The organism is Micromonospora sp. NPDC000121 (genome assembly GCF_042899165.1).
Classification (GTDB): Bacteria; Actinomycetota; Actinomycetes; order Mycobacteriales; family Micromonosporaceae; genus Micromonospora.
Genome location: NZ_JBIAZP010000009.1, coordinates 171,832 through 189,158, shown reverse-complemented (window position 1 = coordinate 189,158; position 17,327 = coordinate 171,832). Strand labels below are relative to the sequence as shown.

Sequence of the window (17,327 nt, the reverse complement as noted above, 5' to 3'; positions counted from 1 at the left end):
TTGCAGGACGCTACGGCGACGGGCGGCACCGGTCAAGGTGAGCCGGGCGGGGCGGGCCAGCCGATAGGGTTACCGGCCGAATGCGTCCAGGGACCGGAGTGCGCGACGATGAACCGCTACGAACGGTGGAACAAGCTGCTCGAGATGCTGGCCGAGGAGGGCCAGTTGGACATCGAGACGACCGCCGCCGCACTGCGGGTCAGCGGCGCGACGGTGCGCCGCGACTTCGACGAACTCGCCGCCCAGCAGCTGGTCACCCGGACCAGGGGCGGCGCCGCCTCGAGCAACGTCGCCTACGACCTGCCGCTGCGCTACAAGGCGGGCCGGCACGCACCGGAGAAGCAGCGCATCGGCGAGGCCGCCGCCGCGATGATCGCCCCGCACTCCACCGTCGGCATCAACGGCGGCACCACCGCGACCGAGGTCGCCCGCGCCCTGGCGCTGCGCGCCGACCTGGCCGCCGACGGCCGCACACCGTCGCTGACGGTGGTCACCAACGCGCTCAACATCGCCAACGAGCTCATCGTCCGCCCGCACATCCGAGTGGTCCTCACCGGCGGGACGGCCCGGCCCCACTCGTACGAGTTGGTCGGCCCCATCGCCGCGACGATGCTCGACGGGGTGGCGTTGGACGCCGCGGTGATCGGGGTGGACGCGATCGACCACCGGCACGGGGCGAGCGCGCACCACGACGGCGAGGCGGCCGTCAACCACACCATGCTGGCCGCCGCGGCCCGCGCGATCGTGGTGGCGGACGGCTCGAAGCTGGGCCGTCGCGCGTTCGCGCGCATCTGCACGGTGGGCGAGATCGACACGCTGGTCACCGACGCCGGCGCGGACGACGAGCAGGCGACGCTCCTGGCCGGGGCCGGGGTGACCGTGGTGCGGGCCTGACCGGGGGCGCGCGGCGAACCCTGTTCACCCACCCCCGGCGAGCGCCTCACCCAGCGGGGTGCGCCGGTAGAGGACCGTGCGGCCGGTGCGCGCACGAGCGACGAGCCCCGCCTCGCGCAGCACGGCCAGATGGCCGCCCACCCCGCCCAGGCTGGCCCCGAGCTGGGCGGCGAGCTGGCTGGTGGTGGCGGGCACGGCCAGCGCCCGCAGCACGGCCGCCCGCCCCCGCCCCAGGAGCCGGTCCAGCGCGTCCTCCGGCCGGGCCGGGTCGGGCGACCCCAGCACTTCGGCCACCCCCGAGGCGCGGTAGACGACGGCGAACGGCCACGGCGGGTCGACGTAGGTGATCATGGTGCCGAAGACGGTGGGGACGAAGAGCAGCCCCCGCCCGTCGAGCCGGCAGACGCATGGGTCGCCGTCGGCGACCTCGATCGCCCCGACGGCCCCGCCGGGCTCCCACCGCAGCCGGGGGTCCAGGTCCGCCACGGCCGCCCCCCAGCCGTACGCGAGCAGCCGGCCGGCCCGGTGCAGCAGGTCCCGTTCGAGAACCGCGCGGAGGCGGGGCCAGTCCGGCTCGACCAGGGTCACCCAGGCGGCCTCGATCGCGTCCGCGAGCAGGTCCACCAGGTGGGGCGAGTCGTAGATCCGGCGGGCGTACGCCGGTGGGGCGCTGCGCGGACCGGCGAGGTTGCGGGCCAACTCGCCGCGGGCCTGCGCGAGCGGGGTCGCCCGCACCACGGCCAACTCGTCGGCGAAGTCCCGCCCCGTGCCGTCCGGTGGTGGCTGGATGAAATCCGCGTTGTAGCCGCCGCGGCGCAGCAACGCCAGCAGCGCGCCCACCGCCGGCAACTCCCGCCGCAGCCGTTCGTACCCCGGTCGCGCCCGGGCCACCCACGGTGCCAGGACGGTGGCGGGGTTCTGCCCGGCGCAGAGCCGCAGCGCGGCCACCGCCTCGCCCAGTGGCGAGATGGCGTAGCGGCTCGCCGCGACGTCGGCCAGGGTCACCTCGATCCGCACGCCGCGCCTTTCGTTCGACAACGAAAGGATAGGCCAGCCACCGGCACGGCCCGCACGATGCCCGGGTGACCGCCACCTCCACGAGAGCCGACGCCGGGCGACCCGCCACCTACCGGGACGCCTTCGCCGTCGCCGAATTCCGGGTGCTCCTCGGCAGCTTCGGCGTGTTCATGATCGGCGAGACGGTGAAGATGCTCGCGCTGTCCGTGCTCGTCTACGAGCGCACCGGCTCGGGGCTGCTCGCCGCCCTGGCGTACGTGACCGGGTTCCTGCCCCACGCGCTGGGCGGGCTGTTCATGCTCGCGCTCGCCGACCGGTGGCCCCCGCGCGCGGTGATCGTCGGGTACGACCTGCTCCGGCTCCTCCTGGTGGTGGTCCTCGCCCTCGGCGCGCTCTCCCCGGCGGGCATGCTGGTCCTGGCCGCGGCCGTCGGCCTGCTGGCACCGGTCGGCAGCGCCGCGCGCACGGCGCTGCTGCCGGAGGTGCTGCCCGGCGACGCGTACGTGCTGGGGCGGTCCCTGCTCACCGTGGCGGCGGGCGGCACCCAGGTGGCCGGGTTCGCCCTCGGCGGCCTCCTGCTCGGCCGGATCGGCCCGTACGGCGCACTGTGGGTGGCCGCCGCGACGTGTGCCGTCTCGGCCCTGCTCGTGCGCGCCGGGCTCGCGGCGCGACCGCCCCGCGCGGGGCGGGACGGTTCCGGGGCGGTCCGGGAGACCTGGCGGGTCAACCGGGCGTTGCTCGCCGACCGGCGGATCCGTGGGCTGCTGCTGGCGCAGTGGCTGCCCGGCTCGCTGCTGGTCGGGGCAGAGGGCGTCGCCGTGCCGTACGCCGCCGGGCTCGGGCCGGGAGCGAGCGCGGGGGTGCTGCTGATGGCGGCCGCGTTCGGGATGCTCCTCGGGAACCTGCTGGTCGGGCGGTTCGTCGCACCCGCCCGCCGGGAGGCGTGGACACCCTGGCTCGCACTGCTGCTCGGCGTACCCATGCTGGCCTTCGTGGCCCGGCCGGGTCTGTGGCCGGCGGCGGCCCTCTTCGCGGCGGCCACCGCGGGTTTCGCCTACCAGCTCGGTCTGGCCCGGCGGTTCCTCGACGCCGTTCCGGAGGCCCGTCGCGGTCAGGCCTTCGGTCTGCTCGGCGCCGGTCTGATGGCGACCCAGGGGGTGGCCGCCGCAGCCGGCGGCGCCCTGAGCGACGTGCTCCCGCCGGGAGCGGTGATGGCGCTGGCCGGTGGCGGGTCGCTCGCGGCGACGCTGGCGCTGTGGCGCGTCCTCTCGCCGCGACGGTGAGGGGTTGAGCATCGAGATTGGTCTCTGGCTATAGCCGCCCGCGACTGGTAGAAATTTTGCAACGCTGTTCACCCGCCGGCAAAATTCTTCCCCAGAGTGAGGCTTCGATGACGATAAGAAGGATCCTGGCGAGCCTCACGGTCGCCATCGTCGGTGCGGTGGGGGCGGTGACCCCGGCCTGGGCGGCCCCCACCGAGGAGCACACCGTCAGCTACCGCGGCTACCGGGTGGCGGTGCCCGCCGGCTGGCAGGTCGTCGACCTGGCCGAAGATCCGCACGCGTGCGTCCGGTTCGACCGGCCCACCGTCTACCTGGGCCACCCGGGCGACGAGCCGTGGTGCCCCTCCGGCCTGGTCGGGCGCACCGCAGGACTGGTCATCGAGCCGATCGACGCCGTCACCGCCGACCGCCTCACGGCGGACACGGCCATCACGGCGAGGGGCCGGGCGACCGTAGACGCCCCGGTGTCACGCGACGGCACCATCCAGGTCGCGGTGCGCGACGCCGGCGTGCTCGTCACGGCCGCGCACACGCCGGACACCGAGTCGGCGGTCCGCCGCGTCCTGGCCTCCGCCAGCCTCGGTCGGGGCGCCACCCCGGCACCCCTGGACCTCACGCGCGCGGCCGCCGGCCCGGCCTCGGTGACGCCGCTGGCGGCGGCCGGTCCGCAGCCGGGCACCTACACCGGCAAGGGCTTCGACACGTGCACCGCCCCGGCCCAGTCGACCATGGACGCGTGGCGCAGCAGCTCGCCGTACCGGGCGGTCGGCATCTACATCAGCGGCGCCAGCCGGTCCTGCACCCAGGCCAACCTGACGGCGACCTGGGTGACCAACCAGACCAACAAGGGCTGGCACCTGATCCCCATCGAGCTGGACTACCAGGCCCCGTGCGGCACCCGCACGCCGAAGATGTCCTACGACCCGGCCACGGCCCGGTCGCAGGGCGCGACCCGGGCGAACAGCGCGGTGAACGCGGCCCGCGCGCTGGGCATCCCCGCCGGGAGCGTGATCTACAACGACATCGAGCACTACCCGTCGAGTGAGTCGTGCAAGGCGGCGGTGCTCTCGTACCTGTCCGGCTGGACCGAACAGCTCCACGCGCTCGGCTACCTCTCGGGCATGTACTCCAGCGGCTCCTCCGGTGTCCGAGACCTGTGCTCCGCGTACGACGACCCCCGGTACACCCGCGTCGACCACCTCTTCTTCGCCTGGTGGAACGGCGTGGCGGACACCGACGCCGGCAGCTACTGCCCCGACGGGCACTACGCCAACCGGCAGCGGATCCACCAGTACACCGGGGACAGCTACGAGACCTGGGGCGGGGTGCGGATCTACATCGACCGCGACTACCTCGACGTCTCGACCGGGACCACGCCGCCGCAGGAGTTCAGTGTCACGGTCGACAACACCACCACGGGTCGGTTCACGGCGAGCGCGAACTGGGGGACGTCGACCTATTCCAGCCAGCGGATCGGTCCCGACTACCGGTTCGCCAACCCGGTCTCGGCCAGTGACGTGGCCTGGTACAAGGCGAACCTGCCCGAGACCGGCGCGTACGAGGTCTCGGTCTGGTACCCGGCCGCCTCCGGCTACAACGACTCGACCCCGTACATCGTGGCGACCACCACCGGCAACCAGACGGTACGGGTCAACCAGCGCCTCAACGGCGGCCGGTGGGTGTCGCTCGGCGTGTTCACGCTGGCCGCCGGCGACGGTGACAAGGTCGGCGTGAGCCGGTGGACCAGCGGCACGGGCTACGTCATCGCCGACGCGGTCCGCATCACCCGCGCCTGAGGCAGGTCGCGACGATGTGCGCCGCCACGCCGGCGAGGTGATCGACTTCGCCGGCGGGCGACGCGGGGTCGGCCCGACGCATCGCGACCGCCCGGTCCAGTACGGACAGTGGGCCGCCGCCGACGGTGGTGAGGAAGGCGGTCAGGACTGCGGCGGCTGGTGCGGCCAGCGCGTGCGTCGCGTCGACCGCCACCTGCCCCAGGAGCACCGCCGTCATCGCCACGTCGAGGTCCGCGGGGCCCTCCGTGGCGTTGCGCCAGTCGATGACGACCGGCCCTCGCCCGCTCAGGATGACGTTGTCGGGATGCAGGTCCATGTGCAGGATGCGCGCCGCGGGATCGGTGCCGCGTCGCGGCGGGACGGCATGCAGCCGGCGGTGGACGTCGGCGAGCAGCCTGGCCGCCGCCACGGGCGTGAGGCGCGCGTCGAGGAGCGCCTGCAGCATGGTGGGCCCGTCCACCCGCTCCATCACCAGATCGGGCCCGTTGGCCTCGTGCACCCTGGGGACGGGGAAGCCCGCCTTCTCCAGGTACGCCATGACCGTCGCCTCGGCCGTCACGTCGCCGCCGCGCCGATAGCGGCGCAACACCAGCAGGTCGCCGAGCGCGTACACGTCCGCGTCGCGTCCCGAGGCGAGAAGACCGCCATCAGCCATGCCGCGAACGATAGTGGGACTCGCGGCCTCCGCCAGGGCCGCGGGTCCGGCGGGTGCCGGTGACCCGGCCGGGCCGCCCCCAGGCGCGGCCGGGTCACCGGGTCCACGTCACTTGACGACCGAGCGCAACCGGCCGTACAGCGTCTCCGACATCGAGATCGCCGTGGTCAGGTCCGGTTCGCAGATCTCCAGGTAGTGGTTCCCACGGGCCACGTAGAGCTGGTACTGGCGCACGGTGAAGTCCCCGGCGGGCTGGTTGACGGTCGTGCCGGTTCCCGCGCCCTCGTCGCAGGTCCAGCCGACGGCGACGACGGCCGACGCCGCCTCGATCGAGCAGCTGTCCGCGACGAGCTGGTCGAACTGCTGCTGCGTCAGGCCGGTGAACGTGATGGTCGACTGCAGCCCGTACGTCGCGGCTCCGTCCAGCGCCGGCACGGGCACCTCGGCCAGGTCGATCGTCGCGCTCACCTTCAGCGACCGCCAGGTCATGCTGCCGGAGGCGCAGGTGCCCGCGGCCTCGCGGAGCCGGGCGAGATCAAGCCCCTCGGGCAGTTCCTCGACGGTCGCGGTGAACCTGCCCGTGGTGCCCCTGTCGACGTCGCGCCGGCTGCCGACCTGGATCCAGCCGCCGGCGGCCCGACTCTGCCCTCCGATCGCCAGTTGCAGGGAGCCGAGGCAGGCCACCGGCGAGACGGCGACGTCGGGGTCGGGCTCGAACAACCTGCCCGCGTCGGCCAACGACATCTCCACCAGTTCCGTACCCGCGGGGTGGTCGGCCTTGGGCAGCAGGACCTCCCGGAGACGCTCGTTCGACGGCGCCGGCACGGCCTGGCCGGCCGCCGCTGCCGCCAGCGTCGTCCGCTCGGATCCGGCGGTGCGGTGGTTCGCCACCACGACGACCAACACAGCCGCCACCAGCAGCAACGCTGCGCCGGCCGCCGTGAGGGCACGACGAGTTGTCAGCATGGCACGCCTCCGTTTGCTAGGTGTTCCTGTGGTAAGGAACAGCAGTACCGCACCGAAGGCATCGATCGCTATACATGAGTGAAGTGCGTTTTTGCTGACCGGAGCCGCCCGCGACATCTCCGACAATCGGCACGTGTCGCGACGACCCGGCGACGGTGCCGCACCGCCGGCAGGGAGCTGCCGCGCCGGCCAACCCGACGAGGGCGCCGACCAGACCAGCGCGTCCCTTGTGCACGCTGGTCGCCTGGTAGGTTGCGTCGGCGTACGCAGGTAACGGGGGAGGCAACTGTGCGGGCGGCTCGGCCATGAACGCCGACGCCAAAGCCGCCTGCACCACGATCAACGGTGACATCGAGAGCGCGCTGGCGAAGGTGGCCGACGCGGAGAAGATCGGGCCCCCGGCGGGTCACTCGGCCGTCAGCGCACAGTACTCCGCCGGCGCGGCAGGTCTCTACGCGCACACGTTCACCTCGTCCGCCACGGTCAACGACGCCGTGAAGGCGGTTACGACCGCCATGTCGGAGCTCGCCGACACGTACGCCACCAACCCCGCCAAGAAGCCCAGCACTGCGGCCCTGGACACCGCCGTCAAGCAGGTGAGGACGGCCTGCGCGGCCGGCTGACCCGCGCCCGGGAGCGGTGACGCCGGATCCGGGCGACGACCGGCTGTCCCGGATCGCGCCGCGGTTCGCGCCCGGCGGTTCCAGCCGGACCGGCGAGCACGCCTCCGACGGGCTCGACGTCGAGGCGGCGCCACGCTGGCTGTTCGTGGTCGCGGACCTGACCCGGGCGGGCGACCTCCCGGCTCAGCGGGGACGAACGACCCGGCCACGAGGCGGGGATTGGTTCTCGACGGGAGGCGGCCGGCCGCATACGGTGCGGGCGTGATGGAGCGCATGCGTGTCGGTAGCGGTGACCACGAGGTCGGGCGGGACGGGGTCGAGGCGGCGACCCGGGTACCCGGACGGCGGAGAGGCGCCCGGTGAACCGCACCCCACCGGAGGCGTCCGTGACCCGGCCGCCCCGCGTCGGCCCGGCCGCGGTCGTGTTCGACCTCGACGGCACCCTCGTCGACACGATGACGATCGCTCCGACCGTGTACGCCGACACGATCCGCGCCCTCGGCGGGCCGGACGTCTCGCCGGCCACCGTCGTCGCCACCTGGCACATCGGGGCCACGCCGGTGGTACTGGCCCATTTCCTGCGACGGCCCGTCACCGCCGGGGACCTCGAGTGCTTCCACCGCCACTTCGAGGCGGCAGTCGCGAACGTACGACCGTTCCCCGGCGTACTCGACCTGGCCGACGACCTCGACCGCGCCGGCTGTCGGCTCGGCATCTTCACCGCCGCCGCACGACGGAGCACGGACCTCGTGCTGGCCCGCACGGGGCTCGACCGGCTGTTCCCGGTCGTGGTCTGTGGTGACGAGGTTCCCGCGCCGAAGCCCGCGCCGGACGGGCTGTGGCTGGCCTGCCGCCGCCTGGGCGTCGACGTCGCCGAGACCGCGTACGTCGGCGACGCGGCGGTGGACCTCGCGTGTGCGGAGGCGGCGGGAGCGCTGGCGGTGCACGCCCGCTGGTGCGACACCTCCCCGGCCACGGCGGACGTCCGGGCGGTGGCCCACCGGCCCGCCCAGGTCCTCGACCTGCTCGCGGTGACGGCTGCCTGAGGGGCGCACCGCCGATCGTGAGCCCATTCCCTCGCGGGTCGTCACAGTCAGCGGGCATCAGCGGCTGGCGGCCACAGTTCGCCGACCCCGGAGCCCGGCAGGTGGGTGCAGTGCGCAACCGTGGCGTCGTCGGGGACCCGAGCGTCGGGGCCTGCGGGGGTGTGGGCTTCGGCCTGCCGGACGCGGCGGATGATCTCGGCCGGCCCGTGAGCGCCGAGCAGTTGCCGCACGCCGGGCCAGTCGGTCAGGCCGTATGGGCTGACGATGCGGCTGGCGCCGTTGCTGAGCAGCGCGATGCTGTTCAGGTCGGTAAGGGGCCGGCTGCCGGTCACCGCCTCCTCTGCCGCGTGCGGATCGTCCTTGGCGATCCAGTAGCCGCCCGGCTGGTTCCGGCGAGCGCGCAGCGCCTCGACGCAGGAGTCTCGGACGCGGTCGTACTCCGGCGTTCCCCCGGGAACGCCGTCCAGGGGCGCTGAGCAGGTGCGCCTGGCGGTGACCTCACGCTCGTCGGTGATGACCTGCGGGCCACCGCGGGCCTGGTCGAGGAGGAGGAAGGAGTCCGCGAGCAGGAGGTAGTCCAGGCGGCCCCGGTGAGCGCGGACGATCACCACCGTCGCCTGCGGGCTGCCGGGGTTCGTGATGTCGCAGGTGCCGCGGTGCTCGGCGGCTATCTCGCCGATCGTGGTGGCGAGGATCGCCGCGAGGTCTCGCCCGTCGCCGCGCGACAGCCGGCCGAGCAGGGCCCCGCCGAGGCGGTGCGTGTACCAGGCGACACCGTGGGAGCAGATCGACTCGGTGCCCGGGATGCCGGCGCCGTCCAGCAGAACGGCAGCGCCGGGAACAGCGCCGACGAAGTCCTCGTTCGGCTGGCCGGCCCTGCCGGCGCTGGTCGCCATGCTGACGCGCACCCATGGGCTCCTCAGTCCGGGACAGCAGACGACGATCGGTCGTTCCTGCGTCCGACCTGCGGCTGACGTGCTCACCTGGCTCACCGCGTTCATCGCGACTCGACCAACGCGGCTCCCAATCTCCGGGACGGCCAGCCTAACCACCCGACGCGGACCTCCACACGACTGGCGGGCATCCGATCCACCGGACCTATGATCCAGTCGTGACCGGTGGGACCCTGCGGCAGCGGAGCGGTGCGATGGCGAAAGCGGCGCGTCACGCGCTGCGACCTCGGGGAGACGCACGTCACGGGCGTGACGGCCGGGCGAGCGCTCGACGAGGTGGGCGGGGGCTGACCGTCGCGGGGGGCGGTGCCTTCGTCATGTCACAGCGGGCCGTGCCCGCCCCGCCGGCGGTTGAGCCCCTGCCCTACGGTGTTGGGGCCGCGTAGCGCGTCGTCCGCGATCTGGCACCGCCAGCCGTCGGATGTCGAGCGAAACAGGGGTTCTCAAGTGCCGGCGGAAGGGTGAACACTGCCGAGGGCCGCCGTGTCACGGGGCGTACATAGTTGGTCTACAGGAGGGCTCGTTCGGGTGTTCAGTCGTGTCGCCATCGTCAACCGTGGTGAGGCCGCCATGCGGCTCATCCACGCCGTACGGGACCTGGCCGCGGAGACCGGCGCCCGGATCGAGACCGTCGCCCTGCACACCGACGTCGACCGCACGGCCACCTTCGTCCGCGAGGCGGACCTGTCCTACGACCTCGGTCCCGCGTCCGCGCGCCCGTACCTCGACCTGAAGGCGCTGGAGCGGGCGCTGGTGGAGACCGGAGCCGACGCCGCGTGGGTCGGCTGGGGCTTCGTCGCGGAGGACCCGGCGTTCGCGGAGCTGTGCGAGAAGGTCGGCGTCACCTTCGTCGGCCCGAGCGCCGAGGCCATGCGCAAGCTCGGTGACAAGATCGGCGCGAAGCTGATCGCCGAGGAGGTCGGCGTGCCGGTCGCGCCGTGGAGCCGCGGCGCCGTCGAGACCCTGGACGCCGCCCTGGCGGCGGCGGCCGAGATCGGCTACCCGCTGATGCTGAAGGCGACCGCGGGCGGCGGCGGGCGCGGCATCCGCGTGATCACGAACGAGGCGGAGCTCGCCGACGCCTACGAGCGCACCAGCCAGGAGGCCGCGCGGGCGTTCGGCAGCGGCGTCGTGTTCCTGGAGCGCCTGGTCACCGGCGCCCGGCACGTCGAGGTGCAGGTGATCGCCGACGGCCAGGGCACCGCGTGGGCGCTCGGTGTCCGCGACTGCTCCGTGCAGCGGCGCAACCAGAAGGTGATCGAGGAGTCGGCGTCGCCGGTGCTCAGCCCGGCGCAGGCGGCCGAGCTCAAGGCGTCGGCCGAACGGCTGGCCGTCGCGGTCGGCTACCGCGGCGCGGCGACCGTCGAGTTCCTCTACCACCCGGGCGACCGGCTGTTCGCGTTCCTCGAGGTCAACACCCGCCTGCAGGTCGAGCACCCGATCACCGAGGCGACCACCGGGTTCGACCTGGTCAAGGCGCAGCTGCACGTGGCCTCGGGCGGCCGGCTCGAAGGCGAGCCGCCGGCGGAGCGCGGGCACGCCGTCGAGGCCCGGCTGAACGCCGAGGACCCGGACCGCGACTTCGCGCCCTCCCCGGGCCGCATCGCGCGGCTGGACCTGCCCGCCGGGCCGGGCATCCGCGTGGACACCGGCGTCAGCGAGGGCGACACCATTCCCGCCGACTTCGACTCGATGATCGCCAAGATCATCGCGTACGGCCGCGACCGCGACGAGGCGCTCGGCAGGTTGCGCCGGGCGATGGCGCAGACGACGGTGATCATCGAGGGCGGCGCGACGAACAAGAGCTTCGTGCTCGACCTGCTCGACCAGCCCGAGGTGATCGACGCCAGCGCGGACACCGGCTGGATCGACCGCGTCCGCGGCGAGGGCAGGCTCGTCTCGCACCGGCACTCCGCCGTCGCGCTGGCGGCCGCCGCCATCGAGGCGTACGAGGAGGAGGAGCGCGCGGAGCGGCAGCGGCTGCTGTCGACGGCGTTCGGCGGGCGCCCGCAGGTGCAGCACAAGAGCGGCCGACCGCTGGACCTCAAGCTGCGGGGCGTTGGCTACCGCGTGCGGGTCGCGCGGGTCGGCGCGCACCGGTTCCGCGTCGGCATCGAGGCGGGCGCCGACGTCCGCACCGCCGACGTCGAGCTCGACCGCTTCGACCGGCACACCGGGCAGATCGTCGTCAACGGCACCCGGTACCGCCTGCTCACCGGCACGCACGGGCCGACCCACCTGGTCGAGGTGGACGGGGTGACGCACCGGGTCAGCCGCGACGAGGGCGGCGTCGTCCGCTCCCCGGCGCCGGCGCTGGTCGTCGCCACGCCGCTGGAGGTCGGCGCCGAGGTCGAGGCGGGCGCGCCGGTGCTGGTGCTGGAGAGCATGAAGATGGAGACGGTGCTGCGGGCGCCGTTCCGGGCGCGGCTGAGGGAATGCGCCGTGTCGGTGGGCAGCCAGGTGGAGACCGGTGCCCCGCTGCTGCGGCTGGAGCCGCTCGCCGACGACGCCGACGACGACGCCGAGGACGCCTCGGCCGCCGGGTCGGTCGAGCTGGACCTGCCCCCCGTGCCCGCGGAGGTGCCGGCGCGCGAGCGCCTCACGCGCGGCCAGGAGGACCTGCGCAGCCTGCTGCTGGGCTTCGACATCGACCCGCACGACGATCGCCGGACGCTGGACGACTACCTCGCCGCGCGCCGGGCGGCCACCGAGGACGGCCACCGGCCGCTGGCCGAGGAGTTCGAACTCGTCGACGTGTTCGCCGACCTCGCCGAGCTGAGCCGCAACCGGCCGGCGGGCGAGGACGTCGGCGGCGAGGGCCACGTGCACAGCGCCCGCGAGCACTTCCACACCTACCTGCAGAGCCTCGACGTCGAGCGGGCCGGGCTGCCAGAGGCGTTCCAGGCCAAGCTCGCCCGGGCGCTCGGGCACTACGGTGTCACCGACCTGGAGCGCTCCCCCGAGCTCGAAGCCGCGGTGTTCCGGATCTTCCTCGCCCAGCAGCGCGCGTCCGCCGACGCGACGGTCGTCGCGACGTTGCTGCGCTCGTGGCTGCGGGAGCCGCCGCCGGACGAGGCGCTGCGGGAGCCGGCCGGTCTCGCGCTGGAGCGGCTGGTGGCGGCGACGCAGGTCCGCTTCCCCGTGCTCGCCGACCTCGCGCGCGGCGTGGTGTTCGCCTGGTTCGGCCAGCCGTTGCTGCGCCGCAACCGCGCCCGCGTCTACGCGAACGTCCGCAAGCACCTGCGCCACCTGGACGCGCACCCGGAGGCGCCGGACCGCGCGGAACGCGTCGGCGAGATGGTGCGCAGCACCGAGCCGCTGGTGCGGCTGCTCGGCCAGCGGCTCGTCCGCGACTCCCTGGACCACGCGGTCATGCTGGAGGTGCTGACCCGGCGCTACTACGGCAACAAGGGTCTCACCAGCGTCCGCACCAGCGAGGTCGCGGGCTGCACCTTCGTGGTCGCCGAGCGCGCGGACGGTTGCGTGGCCTCCGCCGCGGTGAGATTCGACGCGCTGGGCAGCGCGCTGCGCGGGCTCGCGGAGCTGGCGGGTGGCGAGGATGCCGTCGACGCCGACATCTATCTCGCCTGGGAGAAGCAGCCGGAGGACCCGGACGCGATGGCGGCCGCGCTGCACGAGGTCGTCAGCGCGCATCCGCTGCCGAGCCAGGTCCGCAGGGTCACCGCCACCGTCGCGGGCCGCAGCGGCGCGGTGATGCACCACCACTTCACGTTCCGGCCGTCGGCCACGGGGATGACCGAGGAGCGGCTGATCCGGGGCCTGCACCCGTACATCGCGCAGCGGATGCAGCTGGAGCGGCTGCGCAAGTTCGACCTGACCCGGCTGCCGTCGTCGGACGAGGAGGTCTACCTCTTCCGGTGCGTGGCGCAGGAGAACCCGTCGGACGACCGCCTGGTCGCGTTCGCGCAGGTGCGTGACCTGACCGCGCTGCGGGAGCACGACGGCAGGCTGGTCGCGCTGCCGACGGCCGAGGACGTCATCGCCACCTGCCTCGACTCGATCCGCCGCGCGCAGTCGCGGCGACCGTCGAAGAACCGCTTCAACACCAACCGGATCGTGGTCTACGTCTGGCCGCCGAGCGACCTCACCCGGGCGGAGCTGGAGATGATCGCCGGGCGTGTGCTGCCGACGACCGCGGGCGCCGGGCTGGAGGAGATCCTGTTCATCGCGCGGCAGCGGCACCGGACGACCGGCGAGCTGACCAAGATCGCCGTGCGGGTCTCCTTCGACGCCACCGGCGGCACCAAGCTGACCGTCGGCCAGCCGTCGGACGAGCCGGTCGAGCCGCTCGACGGCTACCGGCAGAAGGTGCTGCGCGCGAGCAGCCGCAACACGGTGTACCCGTACGAGCTGACCGGCCTGCTCGGCGACTTCGTCGAGCACGACCTCGACGACGACCACGCGCTGGTGCCGGTCGACCGGCCGAAGGGGCGCAACACCGCGGCGATCGTCGCGGGCGTGGTCAGGACGCGTACCCGGCGGCACCCGCAGGGCGTCACCCGGGTCGTGCTGCTCGGCGACCCGACGAAGTCGCTCGGCGCGCTGTCGGAGCCGGAGTGCCGCCGGGTGATCGCCGCGCTGGACCTGGCCGAGCGGATGCGGGTGCCGCTGGAGTGGTACGCGCTCTCCGCCGGCGCCCGGATCTCGATGGAGTCCGGCACCGAGAACATGGACTGGGTGGCCGCGGCGCTCAAGCGGATCGTCGAGTTCACCCAGGCCGGCGGTGAGATCAACATCGTGGTCGCGGGCATCACCGTCGGCGCGCAGCCGTACTGGAACGCCGAAGCGACGATGCTCATGCACACCAGGGGCATCCTGGTGATGACGCCGGACTCGGCGATGGTGCTCACCGGCAAGCAGTCGCTCGACTTCTCCGGCGGCGTGTCGGCGGAGGACAACTTCGGCATCGGCGGCTACGACCGGGTGATGGGCCCGAACGGGCAGGCGCAGTACTGGGCGCCGAACCTGACCGCCGCGCGGGACGTGCTGATGTCGTACTACGACCACACGTACGTCGTGCCCGGCGAGGCGGGGCCGCGGCGGGCGAAGACCACCGACCCCGTCGACCGGGACATCTCCGACTTCCCGCACGTCCTGGCGGGCAGCGACTTCGCCACCGTCGGCGAGATCTTCTCGGCCGAGGCCAACCCGGACCGCAAGAAGCCGTTCGACATCCGGACCGTGATGCGGGCGCTCTCCGACCAGGACCACCCGGTGCTGGAACGCTGGGCGGGCATGGCCGACGCGGAGACCGCGGTGGTGCAGGACGTGCACCTCGGCGGCATTCCGGTGTGCCTGCTCGGCATCGAGTCACGGTCGGTGCCGCGGCGCGGCTTCCCGCCCACCGACGGCCCGGACACGTACACCGCGGGCACGCTGTTCCCGCGGTCGTCGAAGAAGGCCGCGCGGGCGATCAACGCGGCCAGCGGCAACCGACCGCTGGTGGTGCTGGCGAACCTGTCGGGCTTCGACGGCTCGCCGGAGTCGATGCGGAAGCTGCAGCTGGAGTACGGCGCCGAGATCGGCCGCGCCATCGTGAATTTCCGCGGGCCCATCGTGTTCTGCGTGATCTCCCGGTACCACGGGGGCGCGTTCGTGGTGTTCTCGAAGGCGCTGAACCCGAACATGACCGTGCTCGCGCTGGAGGGGTCGTTCGCCTCGGTGCTCGGCGGCGCCCCCGCCGCCGCGGTGGTGTTCTCCGGCGACGTCAACGCCCGTACCGCGGCCGACCCGCGCGTGCGGGACCTGGAGGCCCGCGTCGCGGCCGCCTCCGGGGCCGACCGCGCGGCGTTGACCGCGGAGCTCGACGAGCTCCGCTCGTCGGTCCGCGCGGAGAAGCTCGGCGAGGTGGCCACGGAGTTCGACCGCGTGCACAACATCCAGCGGGCGGTCGAGGTCGGCTCCGTCGACGCCGTCATCCGCGCCGCGGAACTGCGCCCACGGATCATCGAGGCCATCGAGTCCCGCCTGCGCTGATCCCACCCGCCGCCGGCCGGGGCGGTCGCCCCGGCCGGCTGGTACGCCAGGCACCTGCACCGGTGCGCGGAAGCCTCCGCGCACCGGTGCCCTCGTTTCCTGGCCGAGGGACGTGGCGGAAACCCGCGTCGACGACAGAAGGGCTTGCCGCAGTCACCACCATCGCGAGCCATCTTCATATTTACATGGATCTCGATTAGGCTCTGAGCCGTCCTGTAGTGATCCACAGTGGAGGCGCCTCGTGAGGAAGATGACCGTCCGCCGCAAGAGTTCGCTGCGCCTGCTGTCCGGTGCCCGCCGACTCTGGATCGAGTGGTGCTGGTAGCAGCCGACACGGCGGGCGCTCCAGGGCGCCCGCCCCTGCGGCGACCGGCCCGGCCGTGACCGACGAGCCGGACGGCTACGACTGCCACCGCGACCACGGGCCGTACGCCGGGGTCGCGGCCTTCCTCGGCCGCGTCGCCGCCGACCGCCCGCGCCTGGCATCCCGCCACAGGGTCGCGCTGCACGCCATCGCTCCCCGACTGGACGGCACGGCACGACCGGCCGCCGAGGAGGAGCCGATCCGGTTCCATCCCGCCCGACGCACCGCCTACCTGGCCTACGGCGCGGCCGAGTTCGTGGCGGCCTGGGCGGACCGGCTCCGCCGCCCGGTCACGGTGCGGTTCACCCACGTCGGGAGCGCCGACGAAACCACCCGCGAGCTACTGGACGTGCTGACCCGCCGGCTCGGGCCATCCCCCGTGCGCCTCGACCCGCACGACAGCGGCCCCCGCCAGCCGGCAACGGCCGCCCCGACGCCGAAGGCGATGCGCACGGCCCTGGGCGACAGCCTGGCCCGCGGCTTCTACCACCACGCGGCCCGCACCGCCCGACGCGGACGCGCCACGGTGACCCCGGACGGCGACCTGCGGCACTGGTGGGCGTTCACCACCGGCCTGGCCACCGCCCTGGCGGCGCTGGACCGGGCCACCGAAGCCCTCGACCTCTACCACGAGGCCCGCGCCGCCACCGACGACCCCAGGATCACGATGTCGGCCGCGTACGCCACCGCCATGCTGTACGCCCGGCACCTGCCGGCCGCCGAGCAGGACCCGGCGCGGGCGCGGCACTGGCTGGAGGAGGCGCTCCACCTCGCCGCCGGGCTGCCCGACCCGCGGCAGCGGGTGCTGTCCACCGTCTTCTACGAGCAGGGCCTGGCCCTGCTGGACAGCAGGGAGGGCGATCCCGCCTCCGCGCTACGGCTGATCGACGACGGGCTGGCCCGGCTGACCGCGGTGCTCGCCCCCGGCGAGCGCCCGCAGGACCTGGCCCGGCTACGCCACAACCGGGCGCAGGTGCACCTCGCCCTGGGCGATCCGGCGCAGGCCCTGACGGACCTCGACACCGTGATCGCCCACGACCCCGACAACTGCGAGTACTACGTGGACCGGGCTGCCCTGCACCGGGCGGCGGGGCGGCCACGGGCCGCGATCAGGGACTACGACACCGCGATCCGCCTGGGGCCGCACCTGCCCGAGGCGTACTACAACCGGGCCATGCTCCAACAGGAGCGGGGCCGCGCCGAACGGGCGCGCGACGACCTGGAGCGCGTGCTGGCAATCGACCCCGGGCACCTCGACGCCCGGATCGCCCTGGTCAACCTGCACGTCCGACGCGCCGCGTTCGCACAGGCCGAGACGGACGCGCGGGCCGGGCTGGCGCTCGCCCCGCAGGAGCCCGCGCTGCTGTGCACCCTCGGCCTGATCCGCTCTGAGCGCGGCAGCCTCGCCGAGGCCGACCACCTGCTCAGCCAGGCGCTGGCCGGGGATCCGGAGCTGGTCGAGGCGTGGACGAACCGTGCCGCGATCCGGTTCGAACGCGGTGACGTGCCCGCCGCCCTGGCCGACCTGGACCAGGCGGTGGCGCTGTCGGCGGCACCTGTCCCCCGCTACAACCGCGGCACGGCGCTGATGCGGCTGGGACGGTGGGAAGAAGCCGCCCGCGACTTCACCCACGCGCTCACCCAACCCGACCTGGACCGGTCGCTGCGACGCGACCTCCGCGCGGAGCTGGCCCGCTGCCGGCGCGCCATGCCCCGGTGACCGCCGGCCGAGG

General features: G+C 73.8%; 10 protein-coding genes and 1 pseudogene. 7 read left to right on the top strand and 4 right to left on the bottom strand.

The annotated features are described in order from the left end of the window. Positions 1-108: 108 nt before the first annotated feature. On the top strand, positions 109-894 hold the full coding sequence (locus ACFY23_RS24140) for a DeoR/GlpR family DNA-binding transcription regulator (RefSeq protein ID WP_350677225.1): 786 nt from the start codon (positions 109-111) through the stop codon (positions 892-894). Between the two features lie 24 nt (positions 895-918). Here the strand turns inward: ACFY23_RS24140 and ACFY23_RS24135 are convergent, their stop codons facing one another. Then, on the bottom strand, positions 919-1,911 hold the full coding sequence (locus tag ACFY23_RS24135; RefSeq protein ID WP_350677222.1) for a winged helix-turn-helix domain-containing protein: 993 nt from the start codon (positions 1,909-1,911) through the stop codon (positions 919-921). A gap of 65 nt (positions 1,912-1,976) precedes the next feature. Between ACFY23_RS24135 and ACFY23_RS24130 the strand changes: the two genes are divergently transcribed. Further along, positions 1,977-3,194: an MFS transporter gene (locus ACFY23_RS24130; RefSeq protein WP_350677220.1), complete on the top strand. Its 1,218-nt coding sequence runs from the start codon at positions 1,977-1,979 to the stop codon at positions 3,192-3,194. Positions 3,195-3,760: 566 nt separating this feature from the next. Continuing rightward, positions 3,761-4,990, top strand: a pseudogene (locus tag ACFY23_RS24125) (glycoside hydrolase domain-containing protein); the annotation flags it as partial. Here ACFY23_RS24125 and ACFY23_RS24120 read toward each other — a convergent pair. Further along, on the bottom strand, positions 4,977-5,645 hold the full coding sequence (locus ACFY23_RS24120) for a phosphotransferase (protein ID WP_350677217.1): 669 nt from the start codon (positions 5,643-5,645) through the stop codon (positions 4,977-4,979). The pseudogene ACFY23_RS24125 and the gene ACFY23_RS24120 sit on opposite strands and share 14 nt — an antisense overlap. A 108-nt stretch (positions 5,646-5,753) precedes the next feature. After that, positions 5,754-6,560, bottom strand: coding sequence for a hypothetical protein (locus ACFY23_RS24115; protein WP_387051275.1), 807 nt, complete (start codon positions 6,558-6,560; stop codon positions 5,754-5,756). A 356-nt stretch (positions 6,561-6,916) separates the two neighbouring features. On the opposite strand from ACFY23_RS24115, the gene ACFY23_RS24110 reads away from it, so the two are divergent. Beyond that, a complete protein-coding gene (locus tag ACFY23_RS24110; RefSeq protein WP_350677213.1) occupies positions 6,917-7,234 on the top strand; it encodes a hypothetical protein in 318 nt (105 codons plus the stop codon). A gap of 359 nt (positions 7,235-7,593) precedes the next feature. Then, positions 7,594-8,280: an HAD-IA family hydrolase gene (locus tag ACFY23_RS24105; RefSeq protein ID WP_350677211.1), complete on the top strand. Its 687-nt coding sequence runs from the start codon at positions 7,594-7,596 to the stop codon at positions 8,278-8,280. A 47-nt stretch (positions 8,281-8,327) separates the two neighbouring features. Here the strand turns inward: ACFY23_RS24105 and ACFY23_RS24100 are convergent, their stop codons facing one another. After that, positions 8,328-9,188, bottom strand: a complete 861-nt coding sequence (locus ACFY23_RS24100; RefSeq protein ID WP_350677209.1) for a hypothetical protein — start codon at positions 9,186-9,188, stop codon at positions 8,328-8,330. A 573-nt stretch (positions 9,189-9,761) separates the two neighbouring features. Here ACFY23_RS24100 and ACFY23_RS24095 point away from each other — a divergent pair. Together ACFY23_RS24095 and ACFY23_RS24090 are read left to right on the top strand one after the other, a co-directional pair. Further along, positions 9,762-15,230 carry a carboxyl transferase domain-containing protein gene (locus ACFY23_RS24095; RefSeq protein WP_350819319.1) on the top strand — a complete coding sequence of 1,823 codons (5,469 nt, stop codon included), beginning with the start codon at positions 9,762-9,764 and terminating at the stop codon, positions 15,228-15,230. A gap of 380 nt (positions 15,231-15,610) precedes the next feature. Then, positions 15,611-17,314: a tetratricopeptide repeat protein gene (locus ACFY23_RS24090; protein WP_350677205.1), complete on the top strand. Its 1,704-nt coding sequence runs from the start codon at positions 15,611-15,613 to the stop codon at positions 17,312-17,314. Positions 17,315-17,327 lie beyond the last annotated feature (13 nt).